The following is a 16,099-nucleotide window of genomic DNA, read 5'->3' on the forward strand; positions in this document are numbered from 1 at the left end:
ATCCACACCGTCACCATGGGAGCACGTTTCGTGGCAGCCCTCGCACGCTGGTGTGTCCGACGCCGTCTGATCACGGTCCTGCTGTGGCTCCTCGCCTTCGGCGGGATCGCGGCAGGAGCCCTCGCGACCGGATCCACGTACTCGAACGACTACGACGTGCCCGGCACCGAGTCCGGACACGCCGCCGAACTGCTGCGCGAAGGGTTCCCGGCCCTCGGGGGTGACAGCGACACCCTCGTCTGGCACACCCCGTCCGGCAGCGTCCGGGACACCGGCGTCGAACAGACCATGACCCGCACCCTGGACCGGATCGGGGAACTGCCCGGCGTCACCGCCGTGACCGGCCCGTACGACGCCCAGGGCCCCGGCCGGATCAGTGCCGACGGCCGCACCGCCTACGCCACCGTCACCTTCGACGACCCGGCCAAGGACATCGACCCGGCCGAGGCGGCCGCCGTGCTCGAGGCGGCCCAGGCAGCGGAGAGCGACGGACTCCAGGTCGAGGTGGGCGGCAGCGCCGCCGCACTGACCCAGGCCCCCGAGGGACACCTCGCCGAGGTCGTCGGTGTGGCCGTCGCCGCCGTCGTGCTCTTCCTCGCCTTCGGCTCGCTCGCCGCCTCGCTGCTCCCCATCGCCACCGCGCTGGTCGGGGTCGGCACCGCCTACGCCGGGATCATGCTGCTCGGGCACGTGATGACCGTCGCCGACTTCGCGCCCATGCTCGGCATGCTGATCGGCCTCGGCGTCGGCATCGACTACGCGCTCTTCATCGTGACCCGGCACCGGCGCGGACTGAAGCGAGGGCTGTCCGTCACCGAGGCCGCCACCGAGGCCGTCGCCACCACCGGACGCGCGGTCGTGTTCGCGGGCGCCACCGTGTGCATAGCCCTGCTGGGCATGCTGATCCTCCGGCTGAACTTCCTCAACGGCGTCGCCGTCGCGGCCTCGCTCACCGTCGTACTGACCGTGGCCGCCTCCGTCACCCTGCTGCCCGCTCTGCTCTCGTTCATCGGGACGCGCGCGCTCAACCGCCGCGAGCGGCGCCGACTGGCGGAGGCCGGTCCCCAGCCCGAGCTGCCGACCGGCTTCGCCGCCCGCTGGTCGGCGTTCGTCGAACGCCACCCCAGGCTGCTCGGCGCGCTCGGACTGCTCGTGATGGCGATCCTGGCGCTGCCCACCCTCTCCCTGCACCTCGGCACCTCCGACCAGGGCAACGCGCCCAGGACGTCCACCACCCGCCAGGCCTACGACCTGCTCGCCGACGGCTTCGGGCCCGGGGTCAACGGCCCCCTCACCCTCGTCACCGAGGTCGACGGCGCCGCCGACCGGCTCGCCCTGGACCGGCTCGGCCCCGCGCTGAACGCGACCGAGGGCGTCGCGTCCGTGGGACCGGTGGTCCACAGCTCCGGCGGCGACATCGCGTACCTCACCGTGGTCCCCGAGTCCTCCCCGCAGTCGAAGCAGACCAGCGACCTCGTCGACCGGCTGCGCCAGGACGTGCTGCCGCGCGCCGAGACCGGCACCGCCCTCGATGTACAGGTCGGCGGGGTGACGGCCGGCTACGACGACTTCGCCGAGGTCATCGTCGGCAAGCTGCCCGTGTTCGTGGGCGTCGTCATCGGCCTGGGCACTCTGCCGCTCCTGCTCGCCTTCCGGTCCGTGGCCATCCCGCTCAAGGCCGCCGTGATGAACGTGGCCGCCGTCGCCGCCGCCTTCGGTGTGATCGTGGCGATCTTCCAGTGGGGCTGGGGCAGCGAGCTGCTCGGTCTCGGCAGCGCGGGACCCATCGAACCCTTCCTTCCCGTGATCATGGTGTCGGTCCTCTTCGGACTCTCCATGGACTACCAGGTCTTCCTGATCAGCCGCATGTACGAGGAATGGCTGGAGACCGGTGACAACCGGCGTGCGGTACGGGTCGGCCTCGCCGAGACCAGCAGGGTGATCAACTCCGCGGCCGTCATCATGATCTCGGTCTTCCTCGCCTTCGTCCTGACCGGCGACCGCGTGATCGCCATGTTCGGCATCGCGCTCGCCGTGGCCGTCGCCCTCGACGCCTTCGTGGTGCGGACCCTGCTGGTCCCCGCGCTCATGCATCTGCTCGGCGGGGCCAACTGGTGGCTGCCGCGCTCGCTGGACCGGATCCTGCCGCGCATCAGCATCGAGCCTCCCGAGGCCCGCGCCGCCCATGAAAAGCTGGTCACGGCCACGGCCACGACCACGGACGCCGGGGTGGCGACCGTGCCCGCGCAGCAGGAGGGGCGGAACCGGGATGTACGCGATACGACTGGGTGACGACGGGGCCGAACTGCGCCCCCTGGAGCCCTGGCACGCGGAGGAGTTCCTCGCCCATCTGGAGCGGGGCCGGGAGTTCATCAACCAGTACGTCCCCTTCGGCTCCCGGGCCACCGACGTGCCCACCGCGCGGGAGGCGCTCCAGCGGTACGCCGACCTCCGCGCCGCCGACACGGCCTCGCTGCACGGCCTGTGGCTGGACGGCAGGCTCGTGGGCGGGGTGCTCACCCTCCACTTCGACGCCGAGAACGGCACCTGCGAGGTGGGCTGCTGGCTCGAGCCCGCCGCCACCGGGCGCGGGCTCGTCACCCGCGCCATGCGGGTGCTGATCGACTGGGCGGTCGAGCAGCGCGGCATCCACCGCGTGGAGTGGGTCGCCGCCGCCGGCAACGAGCCCAGCCTCGACACCGCCCGCCGGCTCGGCATGACCCGGGACGGGGTGCGCCGCGAGGCCCATCTCCACCACGGCGTACGGCACGACCTGGAGGTGTGGTCGGTGCTGGCCCCCGAATGGCGGCGCACCCGCGCACGTACGGACCGGTAGCGTCCGTGGTCCGGAGGGGTCCGGTGGTCCGGGATGCACGGCGATCACGGGGCTCTGAGGCCCCTCACCCGTGTCCCGCCGCATGTCTGAGGCCCCGGCGGCGGCCGAAGATGCGGAACTCTTCCGATGTGGCCGGCCCGCCCGGGAGACGAGGGTGGAGGCGTCGCGAAAGGCGACGCCCGACCCCACTCCCCGAGGGACCACGCCATGTACGAGTACGAGATCCACAAGTACCGTTGCGCCGAGCTCATCCGCGAGGCCGAGCAGGAGCACCGGGCCCGTGAGGCCGTCCGCCTCGAGCGCGCCGCCCGCCGCGGAGCCGCGGCACGGGGCGCCGAGCCCGGGAACCGGGGCCGCGGCCCACGCCGGCAGCGGTTCGCCCGAGCCGCATGACCACCGGCGAACGCCGTCCGGCGGCGCTTCCCCCGGTGAAAACCGGTGCCGCGCCGTCGGATCTCCGTGCGATGCTCGGGGCCGTGGAGACCAGGACCGTCAGTCCCGTGTTCGTCGGCCGTACCGGTGAACTCGACGCGTTGAACACCGCGCTCGCCCGCGCCACCGCGGGCACGGGCGAGCCGCAGGCGCTGCTCATCGGGGGAGAGGCCGGCGTCGGGAAGACCCGCCTCGTCGAGGAGTTCGCCGCCGGGGCCCGCCGCCGGGGCGCGGTCGTCGCGCCCGGCGGCTGCGTCGAGATCGGCGCCGACGGACTGCCCTTCGCCCCCTTCTCCACCGCCCTGCGCGGGCTGCGCCGCGAACTGCCCGGCCCACTCGCCGCCGCGGCCGCCGGACAGGAGGAGGAACTGGCCCGCCTGCTGCCCGAACTCGGCACCGTCGCCCCCGAGACCCGGCGCGACGAACAGGGCACGGCCCGCCTCTTCGAACTCACCGCCCGCCTGCTGGAGCGCGTCGCCGCCGAGCACACCGTCGTCCTCGCCCTGGAGGACCTGCACTGGGCGGACGCCTCCACCCGGCATCTGCTCTCCTACCTCTTCCGCACCCTGCGCACCGGCCGCCTCGTCGTCCTCGCCACCTACCGCTCCGACGACATCCACCGCCGTCACCCGCTGCGCCCCCTGCTCGCCGAACTCGACCGGCTCCGCACGGTCCACCGCATCGAACTCCCCCGTTTCGACCGCGAGGAGGTCGGCCGTCAGATCGCCGGCATCCTCGCCCGGGACCCCGAACCGGACCGCGTCGACGAGATCTTCGAACGCTCCGACGGCAACGCCTTCTTCGTCGAGGAGCTCGCCGTCGCCTCCCGTGAGGGACGCCGCACCGGTCTCACCGACTCCCTGCGCGATCTGCTCCTGGTCAGGGTCGAGCGCCTGCCGGAGAGCGCCCAGCAGGTGGTCCGGTTCGTCGCCGAGGGCGGCTCCACCGTCGAGTACCGGCTGCTGGCCGCCGTCGCCCGGCTCACCGAGGACGACCTCCTCGACGCGCTGCGCTCGACGGTGAACGCCGGCATCCTCACGCCCGCGCCCGACCGCGACGGCTACCGCTTCCGCCACTCCCTGGTCCGCGAGGCCGTCAGCGACGACCTGCTGCCCGGCGAACGCTCCCGCCTCAACCGCCGCTACGCCGAGGCCCTGGAGGCCGACCCCACGCCCGTGCCCGCCGACGAGCGGGTGACACGCCTGGCCGGCTACTGGTACCACGCCCACGACGCGGCCAAAGCGCTGCCCGCCGTCCTCGACGCCTCCGTCGAGGCCCGCCGACGCCACGCCTATTCCGAGCAACTGGGCCTGCTGGAACGGGCGATGGAACTCTGGGACGCCGTCCCCGGCGACCTGCGGGCCACCCTGCGCCGCGCCGACCACGCCACGGTCCACCTCCTCCCCCTGTACGAAGGGCGTGGCGGGACCCCCGACGGTAGCGACCCCGGGAACACCCCCCTGTGCTACCTCGACCTGATGGCCGAGGCGGCCGTCGCCGGACGGCTCTGCGGGGAGCGCGAACGCGCCATGAAGATCACCAAGCGGGCCCTGCGCGTCCTCGAGGAGGAACCGGACCCGCTGCGCGCCGCCTGGTTCTGGGTGCAGCGCTCCCGGCTGACGACGTCCCTCTCCCGGGGCGACGGCTGGACCGAACTCGGCTTCGCCCAGGACCTGGTGCGCGGCCTGCCGCCCTCCGAGGTGCACGCCGAGGTGCTGGCCTCCGCCGCCGGCTGGTCCATGCTGCACGAACCGGGCCCCGAGGCCATGGCCGCCGCCGAACGGGCCGTCGAGTACGCGCGCATGGTCGGCGCCCACGACATCGAACTCAACGCCCGGCTCACCCTGGGCGGCCTCATGGTCGACGCCGGCGCCGTCGACGCCGGCCTCGCCGAGATGTACGAGGTCAAGGAGCGGGCGACCGAACTGGGCGTGGACACGGTGGTGGGCCGCAGCCACATCGACCTGCCCTCCGCCCTCGAAGGCATCGGCCGCTCGGAGGAGGCGGCCGGACTCCTGCGCGAAGGCGTGCGGGTCACCCGCAGGCTCGGGCTGCTGGACGCGGAGGGCTGGGTGTGGGGCCACCTCACCGAGTCCCTGCACTCACTCGGCCGCTGGGACGAGGCGGCCGAGGCCGCGGCCGGCGCCCAGCACCTGGAGCAGAGCGCCAAGCCGCGGGCCGGGGCCCGGGTGCGGCTGGCCCGTCTCGCCCTCGACCGGGGCGAGACGACCGCCGCGCACCGTCATCTCGACGCGGCCCGCGCCTCCTTCGGCACCCACGACCCCATGCCGCAGTACTCCCTGCCGATGGCCTGGGCCGCCGTCGGGACGGCCGCCGCCGAGGGCCGTCTCGCCGACGCCCGGACCGAACTGCTCACCGCCCTCGGCGACTTCGACTCCGGTTTCCCACCCGGCACCCAGCGCTACGGCTGGCCGTTGCTGCTCGCCGCCGCGACCGCCGAGGCCGACGCCCACGGCGACCCGGCCGCCGAACCGGACCGCCCGCGGATCCTCGGACACGTCCGCACGGCGGCCAGGACCCTGGCGACCGGCGTACCGCTGTGGCAGGCGTACGAGGTGTGGCTGCGCGCCGAGCTGCTGCGCGCCGAGGGCCGGTCGGCGCCGGGGGAGTGGGCCGCCGCCGTCGCCGCGCTGGAACCGCTGGAGCGGCCCTACGACCTCGCGCGGGCCCGCTTCCGGCTCGCCGAGGCGCTGCTCGCCTCCGGGGCGGACGAGGACGAGCGCGCCCGCGCCAGCGAGCTGCTGCGGCTGTCCGGAGCCGTCGCCGAGCACCTCGGAGCCGCCCCGCTGGCCCGGTCGGCCGCCCTGCTGGCCCGGCGCGCCCGCCTCGCGCCGGCCACCGCCGCCCGGGGGTCCGCCCCGGCGCCCACGGATCCGGCCCGCGCCCTCGGCCTCACCGGCCGGGAACGCGACGTCCTGCGCCTGGTGGCCGCCGGCCACACCAACCGCCGCATCGCCGAGCAGCTGTTCATCTCGCCGAAGACGGCCAGCGTCCACGTCTCCAACATCCTCGCCAAACTGGGCGTCTCCGGCCGGGGCGAGGCGGCGGCACTGGCCCATCGGCTGGACCTCTTCCCGGCCGAGGCCGGGAACGGGAGGAAGCAGGCCGCGGGATGACGGGCGCCACGCCCACGCGGCCCCGGAAAGGGGAAGCCATGTTCAACGCCTTCGAGGAACTGTTCGCACCCGGCCGCACACACCCGCGACGAGCAGAAGCGACTGGAGCTGACCCGGGAGGACATCGGCGACGCCGCCCCCGGACGCGGCCCGATAGACCTCGCGTCCGGAAAGGTCGTCGTCCGCCCGTCACCGCCCCACCCCGAACCGGAACCGGACGAGGGCCCCTAGCTCACCCGCACCTCCAGGATGCGGTCGTCGCCCTCCTTCGGGGTGAGGCGGCCGTCCGTGTTGCTGGTGACCAGCCACAGCTTGTCGCCGCCGGCCGACGCCACCGTGCGCAGCCGGCCGTACTCGCCCTCGAGGAAGGCCTGCGGGTCCGCCGAGACCTCCGTGCCTTCGAGCGGGATCCGCCACAGGCGCTCGCCGCGCAGGCCCGCCATCCAGATCGACCCCTCGGCGTACGCGATGCCGCTGGGGGAGGCCTCGTCCGTCCTCCACTGCGCCACCGGATCGTGGAAGCCGCCGTCGTCGGACGAGCCCTCGGCCTCGGGCCAGCCGTAGTTGTCGCCGGGCTTGATCGCGTTCAGCTCGTCCCAGGTGTTCTGGCCGAACTCCGAGGCGAACAGGCGCTGCTTGCCGTCCCAGGCCAGGCCCTGCACATTGCGGTGGCCGTACGAGTACACCGGGGAGTCGGGGAACGGGTTGCCCGGTGCCGGCTCACCCTCCGGGGTCAGCCGGAGGATCTTGCCGCCCGGGGACTCCTTGTCCTGGGAGAGCCCGGTGTCCCCGCTCTCGCCCGTGCCCACGTACAGCATCTTGTCCGGACCGAACGCGATCCGGCCGCCGTTGTGGACCACCCCCTTGGGGATGCCGCGGAAGACGGTGTCGGGTGCGCCCAACTGCTCGCCCGCGGGCTTCTTCTCGTTGTAGACCATGCGGACGATGCGGTTGTCCGAGGCCGAGGTGAAGTAGGCGTAGATCATGTGGTCCGAGGCGAACCCGGGGGAGAGCGCGATGCCGAGCAGGCCGCCCTCGCCGGCCGGCGCCACCCCCGGCACCTCGCCCACCTCGGACTTCTTGCCCGTCTCCGTGTCGACCCGGGTGATCGTCGCCTCGTCCCGGGAGGACACCAGCAGATCGCCGTCGGCCAGGGGTGCGAGACCCCAGGGGGTGTTCAGGTCCTCGGTGACCGTGCGGAGCACCTTCACCGAGCCCTTCGCCGGCGGTGTCTCCTCGGCGCCGTGCTCCGCGGGCGAGGACTGCCCCGTCGCCCGGCTCGACGGGGTGTCGCCCCCACCCGACCCCCCTCCGTCGTCGGAGGAACACCCGGCCGTCAGCAGAAGCACAGCGGCGGCCAGCACGGCCGTAACGGCTCGATGATGCACGATCTCGTCCCTTCGACGCGGCAGGTCCTACCTGTCATACCCCGCTCGCGCCCCACAGGTTCCCGATCACGCGAGTCCGAACCGTCGATCACCGCGCGAATCGGCCCAGCCCCTGCCCCGGAGCCGTCTCAGTCCCACGAGCCCTGCGCCGCGGGCAGTGCCGCGATCTCCGCCAGGTCGGTCTCCGTCAGGCGCAGCTTTGCCGCTCCGGCGTTCTCGGCGACCCACTGCTCCCGTTTGGCGCCCGGCACCGGGACCACCTGTTCGCCCAGGGACAACACCCAGGCCAGGGCGACCTGCGCCGGGGTGACGTCCGCGCCGTGCCGGCGGGCGATACGGCGCAGGCCGACCACGATCGGCTGGTTCGCGGCCATCATCTCGGCCGTGAAGCGCGGGTGCCGGGCGCGCAGATCGTCCGCCTCGAACCCCTGCCCCGGCGTCAGCGTGCCGGTCAGGAAGCCGTTGCCGAGCGGCATCGCGGCCAGGAAGCCCACGCCGCGTGCTCCGCACCACGGCAGCAGCGCCTCCACCGCCTCCGGCGACCACACCGACAGTTCCGCCTGCACCGTGCTCACCGGGAAGACCTGCTGCACCCGCTCCAGCTGACGGATCGTCGTGTCGTGCAGCCGCGTCCCCGGCCGCCGCGCCGACCGCGCGCCGACCGCGCAGAGCCCCAACGCCCTTACCTTTCCGGCCTGGACGAGTTCGGCCATCGCGCCCCAGGTCTCCTCGACCGGCACCTCCGGGTCCGCGCGGTGCAGCTGGTAGAGATCGATGATGTCCGTCTGGAGCCGCCGCAGGGACGCGTCACAGGCCCTTCTCACGTACCCGGGGCGGCCGTTGGCCACGATGTGCTGATCGCCCACCAGCAGGCCGACCTTCGTCGACACGAAGGCGTCGCCGCGTCGCTCCTTCAACACCCGCCCGAGCAGCAGCTCGTTGGTGAACGGGCCGTACATGTCGGCCGTGTCCAGCAGCGTCGAGCCCAGATCGAGTGCCCGGTGCACCGCCCTGAGCGAGTCCTCGCCGCGCTGCCGCGAGGTGCTGTAGGCCCAGCTCATCGGCATGCACCCGAGTCCGACGGCCCCCACCGCGAGCGCCGTCGCGCCGATCGTCCTGCGCTCCACCTGGTCGTGACCCTCCCTCTCCCGGCAACCAACCTAACCTCTGCCGCCCTACGCCCCTGACATAGCCTCCTGGCCATGACTGCTGACGTATGGCTTCCCCTTCCGCCGGACGAGATCGAGGGCCTTCCCGAGGGGCCCGCGTACCGCTTCTGGGACGGCGACGAGGACTTCCCCGCCGACCCGGCCGACTGCGTGTTCTACGTCGTGCCGTACATGAAGCCCAGCGAGGTCGGGGTGCGCCCGCTGCCGCTGATGAGCTCCGTCCGGGTCGTGCAGACCCTGTCCGCCGGCATCGACCACGTGCAGCCGGGGCTGCGGCACCTGCGCCCCGGTGTGCGGCTGTGCAACGCGCGCGGTGTGCACGAGGCGAGCACGGCGGAGCTGACGCTCGCCCTGATCCTGGCCTCGCTGCGCGGCCTGCCCGATTTCGTGCGGGCGCAGGACAAGGGGGAGTGGCTCGGGGGGTTCCGGCCCGCGCTCGCCGACCGGAGCGTGCTCATCGTGGGGTACGGATCGATCGGCGCGGCGATCGAGGACCGGCTCGCCCCGTTCGAGCTCGCGCGGGTGGCGCGCGTTGCGCGCTCCGCGCGCACCATGGCGCGCGGCCCGGTGCACCCGTTCACCGAACTGCCCTCGCTGCTTCCGGAGGCGGACGTCGTCGTCCTCGCCACCCCGCTGACCGAGTCCACCCGGCACCTCGTGGACGCCGGTTTCCTGGCCCGGATGAAGGACGGGGCCCTGCTCGTGAACATGGCGCGGGGGCCCGTCGTCGACACCTCGGCCCTGCTCACCGAGGTGGAGAGCGGCCGCATCACCGCGGCCCTCGACGTCACCGACCCCGAGCCGCTTCCCGCCGAGCACCCCCTGTGGCGGGCGCCGGGCGTCCTCATCAGCCCGCACGCCGGCGGACCCACCTCCGCCTTCCGGCCGCGTGCCGAGCGGTTGCTGGTGGACCAGTTGAACCGTTTCCTGAACCAGGAGGAGCTCCGGAACGTGATCCTGGTGACGGGGGCGGCAAGCACGTAGTCCGCTTCGAGCACGGTCCGCGACCGTTCGGGCGCGATGGGTGCCCGCACGTCAAGTGATCGTTACGGAGAGTAGAGAAGCTATGTCCCTGAGTGACGAGACTGGTGTATCGTCCCGACAGGGGCTGCGCCGCTGACCGATCGGCGCGGGGGATTGACATTGCGGACTGTGAGGGGGGCGACGGGCGATGCACGGCCTATGGACGAGCGATCCGACGCGACGGAGCAACCGTCGGCGACCCTGGCGCACGACTGCGCGCGGCCGGGGGCGCCGCGGAGCGCGGCCGCCCCGCCCCGAGCCCCGGAACCCGGAGGGTGCGGGGATGTCGCGGTACCCGAGGGACGTGGAGGCAGCGTGGGCCGGGAGGGACCGGTGAGCGCGCCCGCCTCCACGTCCACGCTCGAGGAGGCGGTGCGGACGCAGCCCGCCCCCGGAGTGACACCGGTCCGTCCGGAGGCCGTGGAGCGCCGGGCGGGCCTGGTCCCGCAGCTCGTCCTGGCCTTCGTCTGCGCGGCCTACGCCATCGGGGCCGCGCTCGGCTGGGGGTCGGACCGACTCGCTCTGATCATGGGTGACTTCGGGCTGAGCGTCGCCGCGGCCGCGGCGGCCGTGTCCTGCTTCCTGCACGCGCGCGGCCGCAGCGTCGGCTTCCGGCCCGCCTGGCTGCTGTTCGGCGTCTCCTCCGCCATGGCGTCGCTGGGCAACCTGGTCTGGGGGTGGTACGAGGTCGTTCTCGGGGTGCCCGTTCCCAGCCCCAGCTACGCGGACCTGTTCTTCCTGTGCTTCGCGCCCCCCGCCATCGTCGGGCTGCTGGTGCTCGCCAAACGGCCCGTGACCAAGGCCGGCTGGGTCTGTCTGGGGCTGGACGCCTGGCTGATCGGCGGCTCCCTGCTCACCCTCGCCTGGAGCCTCGCGCTCGCCCAGGCCGCGCAGGCCGGCGGTGAGGACGTGGCGCACACCGCGCTGTCCCTGGCCTATCCGCTGCTCGACATCGCCCTGGTCAGCATGGTGCTCGCCCTGCACTTCCGGCGGTCGGCGGTGAACCGCTCCGCGGTCAACACCGCGATCGGCGCGCTCGCGCTCACCGTGATGTGCGACGCCGTGTTCACCTCTCCGCTGCTGCACGACACCTACCGCTCGGGACAACTGCTCGACGCGGGCTGGTTCGCCGGCTCGCTGCTCCTGGCGTACGCCCCCTGGACCGGGCCGAGGGGCGACCGGTCCGAGGACGAGGGGCACACGCGCGCGGTGCACGAGCACCTGCCCGGGCAGCGCGGCGGCCCCGGTCACCACCGTCTGCCCGGACCCGGCGGTGAACGCGGCCGTTATCCGGTCTCCCGGCCCATCGCCGGCTCCCTCGCCGCGCTCACCCCGTACCTCGCCGCGGCGGTGTGCACCCTGGGCATCCTCTACACCGTCCTCAACGGCCGCAGCGTCGACCGTGTGGTCCTGCTCACCGGTGGCACCGTGGTGCTCGCGCTCGTCGTGCGCCAGGGCATCATGCTGCTCGACAACATCACCCTCACCCAGGAACTGGCGCACAAGGAGAACCACTTCCGCTCCCTGGTGCAGGGCTCCAGCGACGTCATCATGATCGCCGCGCCCAGTGGCATGCTCCGCTACGTCTCCCCGGCCGCCGCCGGGGTGTACGGCCGTCCCGCGGAGGAGCTGGTGGGTACGGAACTGGCCCAGCTCATCCACCCGGAGGACCTGGGCTGCGTCGTGCACGAGGTGCGCCGGTTCCTCGCCGCCGACCCCGCCGAGGAACCCACCACGCGCATCGAGTGCCGTTTCCGCTCCGGCGGCGGAGCGGGAGGCTGGCTGAACGTGGAGTCGACCGTCAACCGGCACCACGGCGGCCTCATCTTCAACAGCCGGGACGTCACCGAGAGAGTGCGCCTGCAGGCGCAGCTCCAGCACAACGCCGAACACGACCCGCTGACCGACCTGCCCAACCGCGCCCTGTTCACCCGGCGCGTCCAGCAGGCCCTGTCCGGCCGCCGCGCCTCCGACCGGGGCGCCGCCCTCAGGGGCACGGCCGTGCTCTTCATCGACCTCGACGGCTTCAAGGCGGTCAACGACACCATCGGCCACCAGGCCGGGGACGAACTGCTCATCCACGCCGCCCGCAGGCTCCGGGACGCGGTCCGCAAGGGCGACACCGCCTCCCGGCTGGGCGGCGACGAGTTCGCCGCCCTGATCGTGGGCGACGGCGCCCGGGACCGGGAGGCCCGCGAGCGGCACATCCTGGAGCTCGCCGACCGTCTCAGAGTGACCCTGTCCCAGCCCTACCTCATCGACGGCAACGATGTCCGGGTCAACGCCTCCATCGGTGTCGCCTTCGCCGAACCGGCCCTCGGCGCGGGTGAACTGCTGCGCAACGCGGACCTCGCCATGTACCGGGCCAAGGCCGGCGGAAAGGGCCGGGTGGAGCTGTACCGGCCGCAGATGCAGCAGGACGTCGTCCGCAGGGCGGAGCTGGCCACCCGGCTGCGCGCCGCGCTGCACGACGGGGAGTTCGCGCTGCTGCACCAGCCGGTGGTGTCCCTGGCGGACGGCAGGATCACCTCGGTCTGCGCGCAGGCACGCTGGCGTTCCGCGCAGGGCGTGCTGTTCACCCCCGCGGAGTTCCTGCGCGTCTCCGAGAACAGCGAGAAGACCGCCGAGCTGGACCGCTGGCTGCTGGAGGAGGCGGTCGAGCAGGCCGCCGAACGGCAGGCGACGGGGGTGTCGGTGCCCGTGGCCGTCCGGCTCGGCGCCCGCCGGCTGCTGGACCGCTCACTGCCGCTCAGCTCGATCGAGGCCCTGCTCACCCGGTACGGACTGCCCTCCGGCTCGCTGGTCGTCGAGGTGGCCGAGACCGACCCGCGGGTCTGCCTGGACGAGCTGGAGCGCCGCCTGACCGCCCTCAGGCGCGTCGGCGTCCGCATCGCCCTGGACGGCTTCGGCGACGGCTACGCGGCGATCACCGCCCTCCGGCGGCTCCCCGTCGACGTGCTCAAACTCGACCGCAGCCTGGTCGAGGGCGTGGTCGAGTCCGCGCGGCTGCACAAGATCACCAGCGGGCTGCTGCGGATCGCCGGCGACCTCGGGATGCAGTCCGTGGCCGAAGGGGTGGACCTGCCCGAGCAGGTCGTCGCCCTCCGCGCGATGGGGTGCACGCACGGGCAGGGCGTGGCCCTCTCCGGACCCCTGGACGAGTACCGGCTGCGCAGGGCGCTCGGCGCCGGCCGCTGTCCGATGCCGCACGGACCGGTCGAACCCGCGTTCGCGGGCGGCGGCTCCGGCGGGTACGCGTCGGGGGTGGCCACCATGCTCAGAAGCGGCACGGTTCTGCGCTCACATGGTGAGACGCCTGTCCCACCCACTTGACAGTCGGTGCACGCCGGGGGGAGGGTCAATGCCATGCGCACCCGAATTCTCGTACTTGGACAGCGCGTCGGCTGACGCTGAGCATCGACTGCTCGGCGCCCCCGCCCGGCGCGCTCCCCTCGCTTGCCTTTTGGCACGAGGGGTTTTTTGTTGCACCAGCACCTGCCGCACCGCTCGCACACACCGCACAAACCTCGCAAGAACCCTCAGCATCGAGAAGAGAAGCCGATGACCGAGCAGGCCACCGGGGCCCATCCGCAGCCGCGACCCCGATCCGGAGGACAGCAGTCCGCCCCCGAGAGCGTCACGGGCGCGCAGTCCCTCATTCGCTCTCTCGAGGAGGTCGGCGCCGACACGGTATTCGGCATCCCCGGCGGTGCGATCCTTCCCGCCTACGACCCGCTGATGGACTCCACCCGGGTGCGTCACGTCCTGGTCCGGCACGAGCAGGGCGCCGGCCACGCGGCCACCGGGTACGCGCAGGCCACCGGCAAGGTGGGCGTCTGCATGGCGACCTCGGGACCCGGCGCCACCAACCTGGTCACCCCGATCGCCGACGCGCACATGGACTCCGTGCCGCTGGTCGCGATCACCGGCCAGGTCGCCTCCAAGGCGATCGGCACGGACGCCTTCCAGGAGGCGGACATCGTCGGCATCACCATGCCGATCACCAAGCACAACTTCCTGGTCACCAAGGCCGAGGACATCCCCCGGGTGATCGCGCAGGCCTTCCACATCGCCTCCACCGGCCGCCCCGGCCCGGTGCTGGTGGACATCGCCAAGGACGCCCTCCAGGCGAGGACCACCTTCTCCTGGCCGCCCACCATGGACCTGCCCGGCTACCGGCCCGTCACCAAGCCGCACGCCAAGCAGATCCGCGAGGCGGCCAAGCTGATCACCTCCGCGAAGCGGCCGGTCCTCTACGTCGGCGGCGGGGTCATCAAGGCCCGCGCCACGGCCGAGCTGAAGGTCCTCGCGGAACTCACCGGAGCTCCCGTCACCACCACCCTGATGGGACTCGGCGCATTCCCCGACAGCCACCCGCTGCACGTGGGAATGCCGGGCATGCACGGTTCGGTCACCGCCGTCACCGCGCTGCAGAAGGCCGACCTGATCGTCGCCCTCGGAGCCCGCTTCGACGACCGCGTCACCGGCAAGCTGGACAGCTTCGCCCCGTACGCCAGGATCGTGCACGCCGACATCGACCCGGCCGAGATCGGCAAGAACCGCGCCGCCGACGTGCCGATCGTCGGTGACGCCCGCGAGGTCCTCGCCGACCTCGTCCAGGCCGTCCAGAAGGAGCACGCCGACGGCCACTGGGGCGAGGCCGCCAGGTCGAAGTACGCGGCCTGGTGGAAGGACCTGAGCCGCTGGCGCGACACCTACCCGCTGGGCTACGACCAGCCCGAGGACGGTTCGCTCTCCCCGCAGCAGGTCATCGAGCGCATCGGACAGCTGGCACCCGAGGACACGATCTTCGCCGCGGGCGTCGGCCAGCACCAGATGTGGGCCGCGCACTTCATCCAGTACGAGAAGCCCGCCACCTGGCTGAACTCCGGCGGCGCCGGAACCATGGGCTACGCCGTCCCGGCGGCCATGGGTGCCAAGGCCGGACAGCCCGGCCGGGCCGTCTGGGCGATCGACGGCGACGGCTGCTTCCAGATGACCAACCAGGAACTCACCACCTGCGCCCTGAACAACATCCCGATCAAGGTCGCCGTGATCAACAACGGCGCTCTCGGGATGGTCCGCCAGTGGCAGACCCTGTTCTACAACCAGCGGTACTCCAACACCGTGCTGGGCTCCGGCCCCGTCGAGGCGGACAACGCCCCCGCCGCTCTGAACAGCGGCTCCGCCGTGGGACCGGCCACACAGCGGAGCGCCGGCACCCGCGTCCCCGACTTCGTCAAGCTGTCGGAGGCCATGGGCTGCCACGCGATCCGCTGCGAGGACCCGGCGGACCTCGACAAGGTCATCGAGGAGGCGAACTCGATCAACGACCGCCCGGTCGTCATCGACTTCATCGTCCACCAGGACGCCATGGTGTGGCCGATGGTCGCCGCCGGCACCTCCAACGACGAGATCCTGGCCGCCCGCGACGTCCGCCCCGACTTCGGCGACAACGAAGACGACTGAGCGAGAGAGACCCAAGAGATCATGTCCAAGCACACGCTCTCCGTCCTGGTGGAGAACACCCCCGGCATCCTGGCCCGGATCGCCGCGCTGTTCTCCCGCCGCGGCTTCAACATCGACTCGCTCGCCGTCGGCGTCACCGAGCACCCCGACATCTCCCGCATCACCATCGTGGTGAGCGTCGAGGAGTTCCCGCTGGAACAGGTGACCAAGCAGCTCAACAAGCTCGTCAACGTCCTGAAGATCGTCGAACTCGAACCGGCCCAGGCCGTCCAGCGCGAACTCGTTCTGGTGAAGGTGCGCGCCGACAACGAGACGCGTTCCCAGATCGTCGAGATCGTCCAGCTGTTCCGCGCCAAGACGGTGGACGTCTCCCCGGAGGCCGTCACCATCGAGGCCACCGGCAGCAGCGACAAGCTGTCCGCCATGCTCAAGATGCTGGAACCGTTCGGCATCAAGGAACTGGTCCAGTCCGGGACGATCGCGATCGGACGCGGTGCCCGTTCGATCACCGACCGGTCGCTGCGCGCGCTCGACCGATCGGCGTAAAACGGAACAGGGGCGGTCGGCGACACACCGGCCGCCCGTATTCCGAGACTCCAAGACTTCCCGTCCCCCCACCGTCATACGGTGGGACGCGACACCCGC

Annotated in this window: 10 protein-coding genes and 1 pseudogene; 9 read left to right on the forward strand and 2 right to left on the reverse strand. The window is 72.6% G+C overall.

Going from position 1 to position 16,099, the window contains the following annotated elements; translation table 11 throughout:
• Nucleotides 1-30: 30 nt before the first annotated feature.
• The 5 genes and pseudogenes from ACWEQO_RS12660 to ACWEQO_RS12680 all read left to right on the forward strand — a co-directional run bounded on the left by ACWEQO_RS12660 (nucleotide 31) and on the right by ACWEQO_RS12680 (nucleotide 6,636).
• The gene (locus ACWEQO_RS12660) at nucleotides 31-2,292 is read left to right on the forward strand and encodes an MMPL family transporter (RefSeq protein ID WP_452982036.1); all 2,262 of its coding nucleotides are present in this window, start codon (nucleotides 31-33) and stop codon (nucleotides 2,290-2,292) included.
• Nucleotides 2,270-2,836 carry a GNAT family N-acetyltransferase gene (locus ACWEQO_RS12665; RefSeq protein WP_361452852.1) on the forward strand — a complete coding sequence of 189 codons (567 nt, stop codon included), beginning with the start codon at nucleotides 2,270-2,272 and terminating at the stop codon, nucleotides 2,834-2,836. Before ACWEQO_RS12660 ends, ACWEQO_RS12665 begins: the two co-directional genes overlap by 23 nt.
• Before the next feature lie 207 nt (nucleotides 2,837-3,043).
• Nucleotides 3,044-3,229: a hypothetical protein gene (locus ACWEQO_RS12670; protein WP_361452855.1), complete on the forward strand. Its 186-nt coding sequence runs from the start codon at nucleotides 3,044-3,046 to the stop codon at nucleotides 3,227-3,229.
• Nucleotides 3,230-3,300: 71 nt separating this feature from the next.
• Nucleotides 3,301-6,405: a helix-turn-helix transcriptional regulator gene (locus ACWEQO_RS12675; protein ID WP_452982291.1), complete on the forward strand. Its 3,105-nt coding sequence runs from the start codon at nucleotides 3,301-3,303 to the stop codon at nucleotides 6,403-6,405.
• A gap of 38 nt (nucleotides 6,406-6,443) precedes the next feature.
• Nucleotides 6,444-6,636: pseudogene (locus tag ACWEQO_RS12680) on the forward strand (DUF6191 domain-containing protein).
• Here the strand turns inward: ACWEQO_RS12680 and ACWEQO_RS12685 are convergent.
• Both ACWEQO_RS12685 and ACWEQO_RS12690 read right to left on the reverse strand, forming a co-directional pair.
• Nucleotides 6,633-7,793 carry a PQQ-dependent sugar dehydrogenase gene (locus ACWEQO_RS12685; protein WP_452982041.1) on the reverse strand — a complete coding sequence of 387 codons (1,161 nt, stop codon included), beginning with the start codon at nucleotides 7,791-7,793 and terminating at the stop codon, nucleotides 6,633-6,635. The pseudogene ACWEQO_RS12680 and the gene ACWEQO_RS12685 sit on opposite strands and share 4 nt — an antisense overlap.
• A 128-nt stretch (nucleotides 7,794-7,921) precedes the next feature.
• Entirely contained in the window at nucleotides 7,922-8,920 is a 999-nt protein-coding gene (locus ACWEQO_RS12690) for an aldo/keto reductase (RefSeq protein WP_452982044.1), read from the reverse strand.
• Nucleotides 8,921-8,995: 75 nt separating this feature from the next.
• Here ACWEQO_RS12690 and ACWEQO_RS12695 point away from each other — a divergent pair, with 75 nt between their 5' ends.
• From ACWEQO_RS12695 to ilvN, 4 genes are all read left to right on the forward strand, one after another.
• Nucleotides 8,996-9,946, forward strand: coding sequence for a 2-hydroxyacid dehydrogenase (locus tag ACWEQO_RS12695; RefSeq protein WP_452982047.1), 951 nt, complete (start codon nucleotides 8,996-8,998; stop codon nucleotides 9,944-9,946).
• Between the two features lie 372 nt (nucleotides 9,947-10,318).
• Nucleotides 10,319-13,318, forward strand: coding sequence for a putative bifunctional diguanylate cyclase/phosphodiesterase (locus ACWEQO_RS12700; protein ID WP_452982050.1), 3,000 nt, complete (start codon nucleotides 10,319-10,321; stop codon nucleotides 13,316-13,318).
• A gap of 228 nt (nucleotides 13,319-13,546) precedes the next feature.
• Nucleotides 13,547-15,454, forward strand: coding sequence for an acetolactate synthase large subunit (locus ACWEQO_RS12705; RefSeq protein ID WP_452982053.1), 1,908 nt, complete (start codon nucleotides 13,547-13,549; stop codon nucleotides 15,452-15,454).
• Between the two features lie 21 nt (nucleotides 15,455-15,475).
• Entirely contained in the window at nucleotides 15,476-16,000 is a 525-nt protein-coding gene (gene ilvN, locus ACWEQO_RS12710) for an acetolactate synthase small subunit (protein ID WP_279333725.1), read from the forward strand.
• Nucleotides 16,001-16,099: the final 99 nt, after the last annotated feature.

It is taken from the genome of Streptomyces sp. NPDC004051, assembly GCF_053604275.1.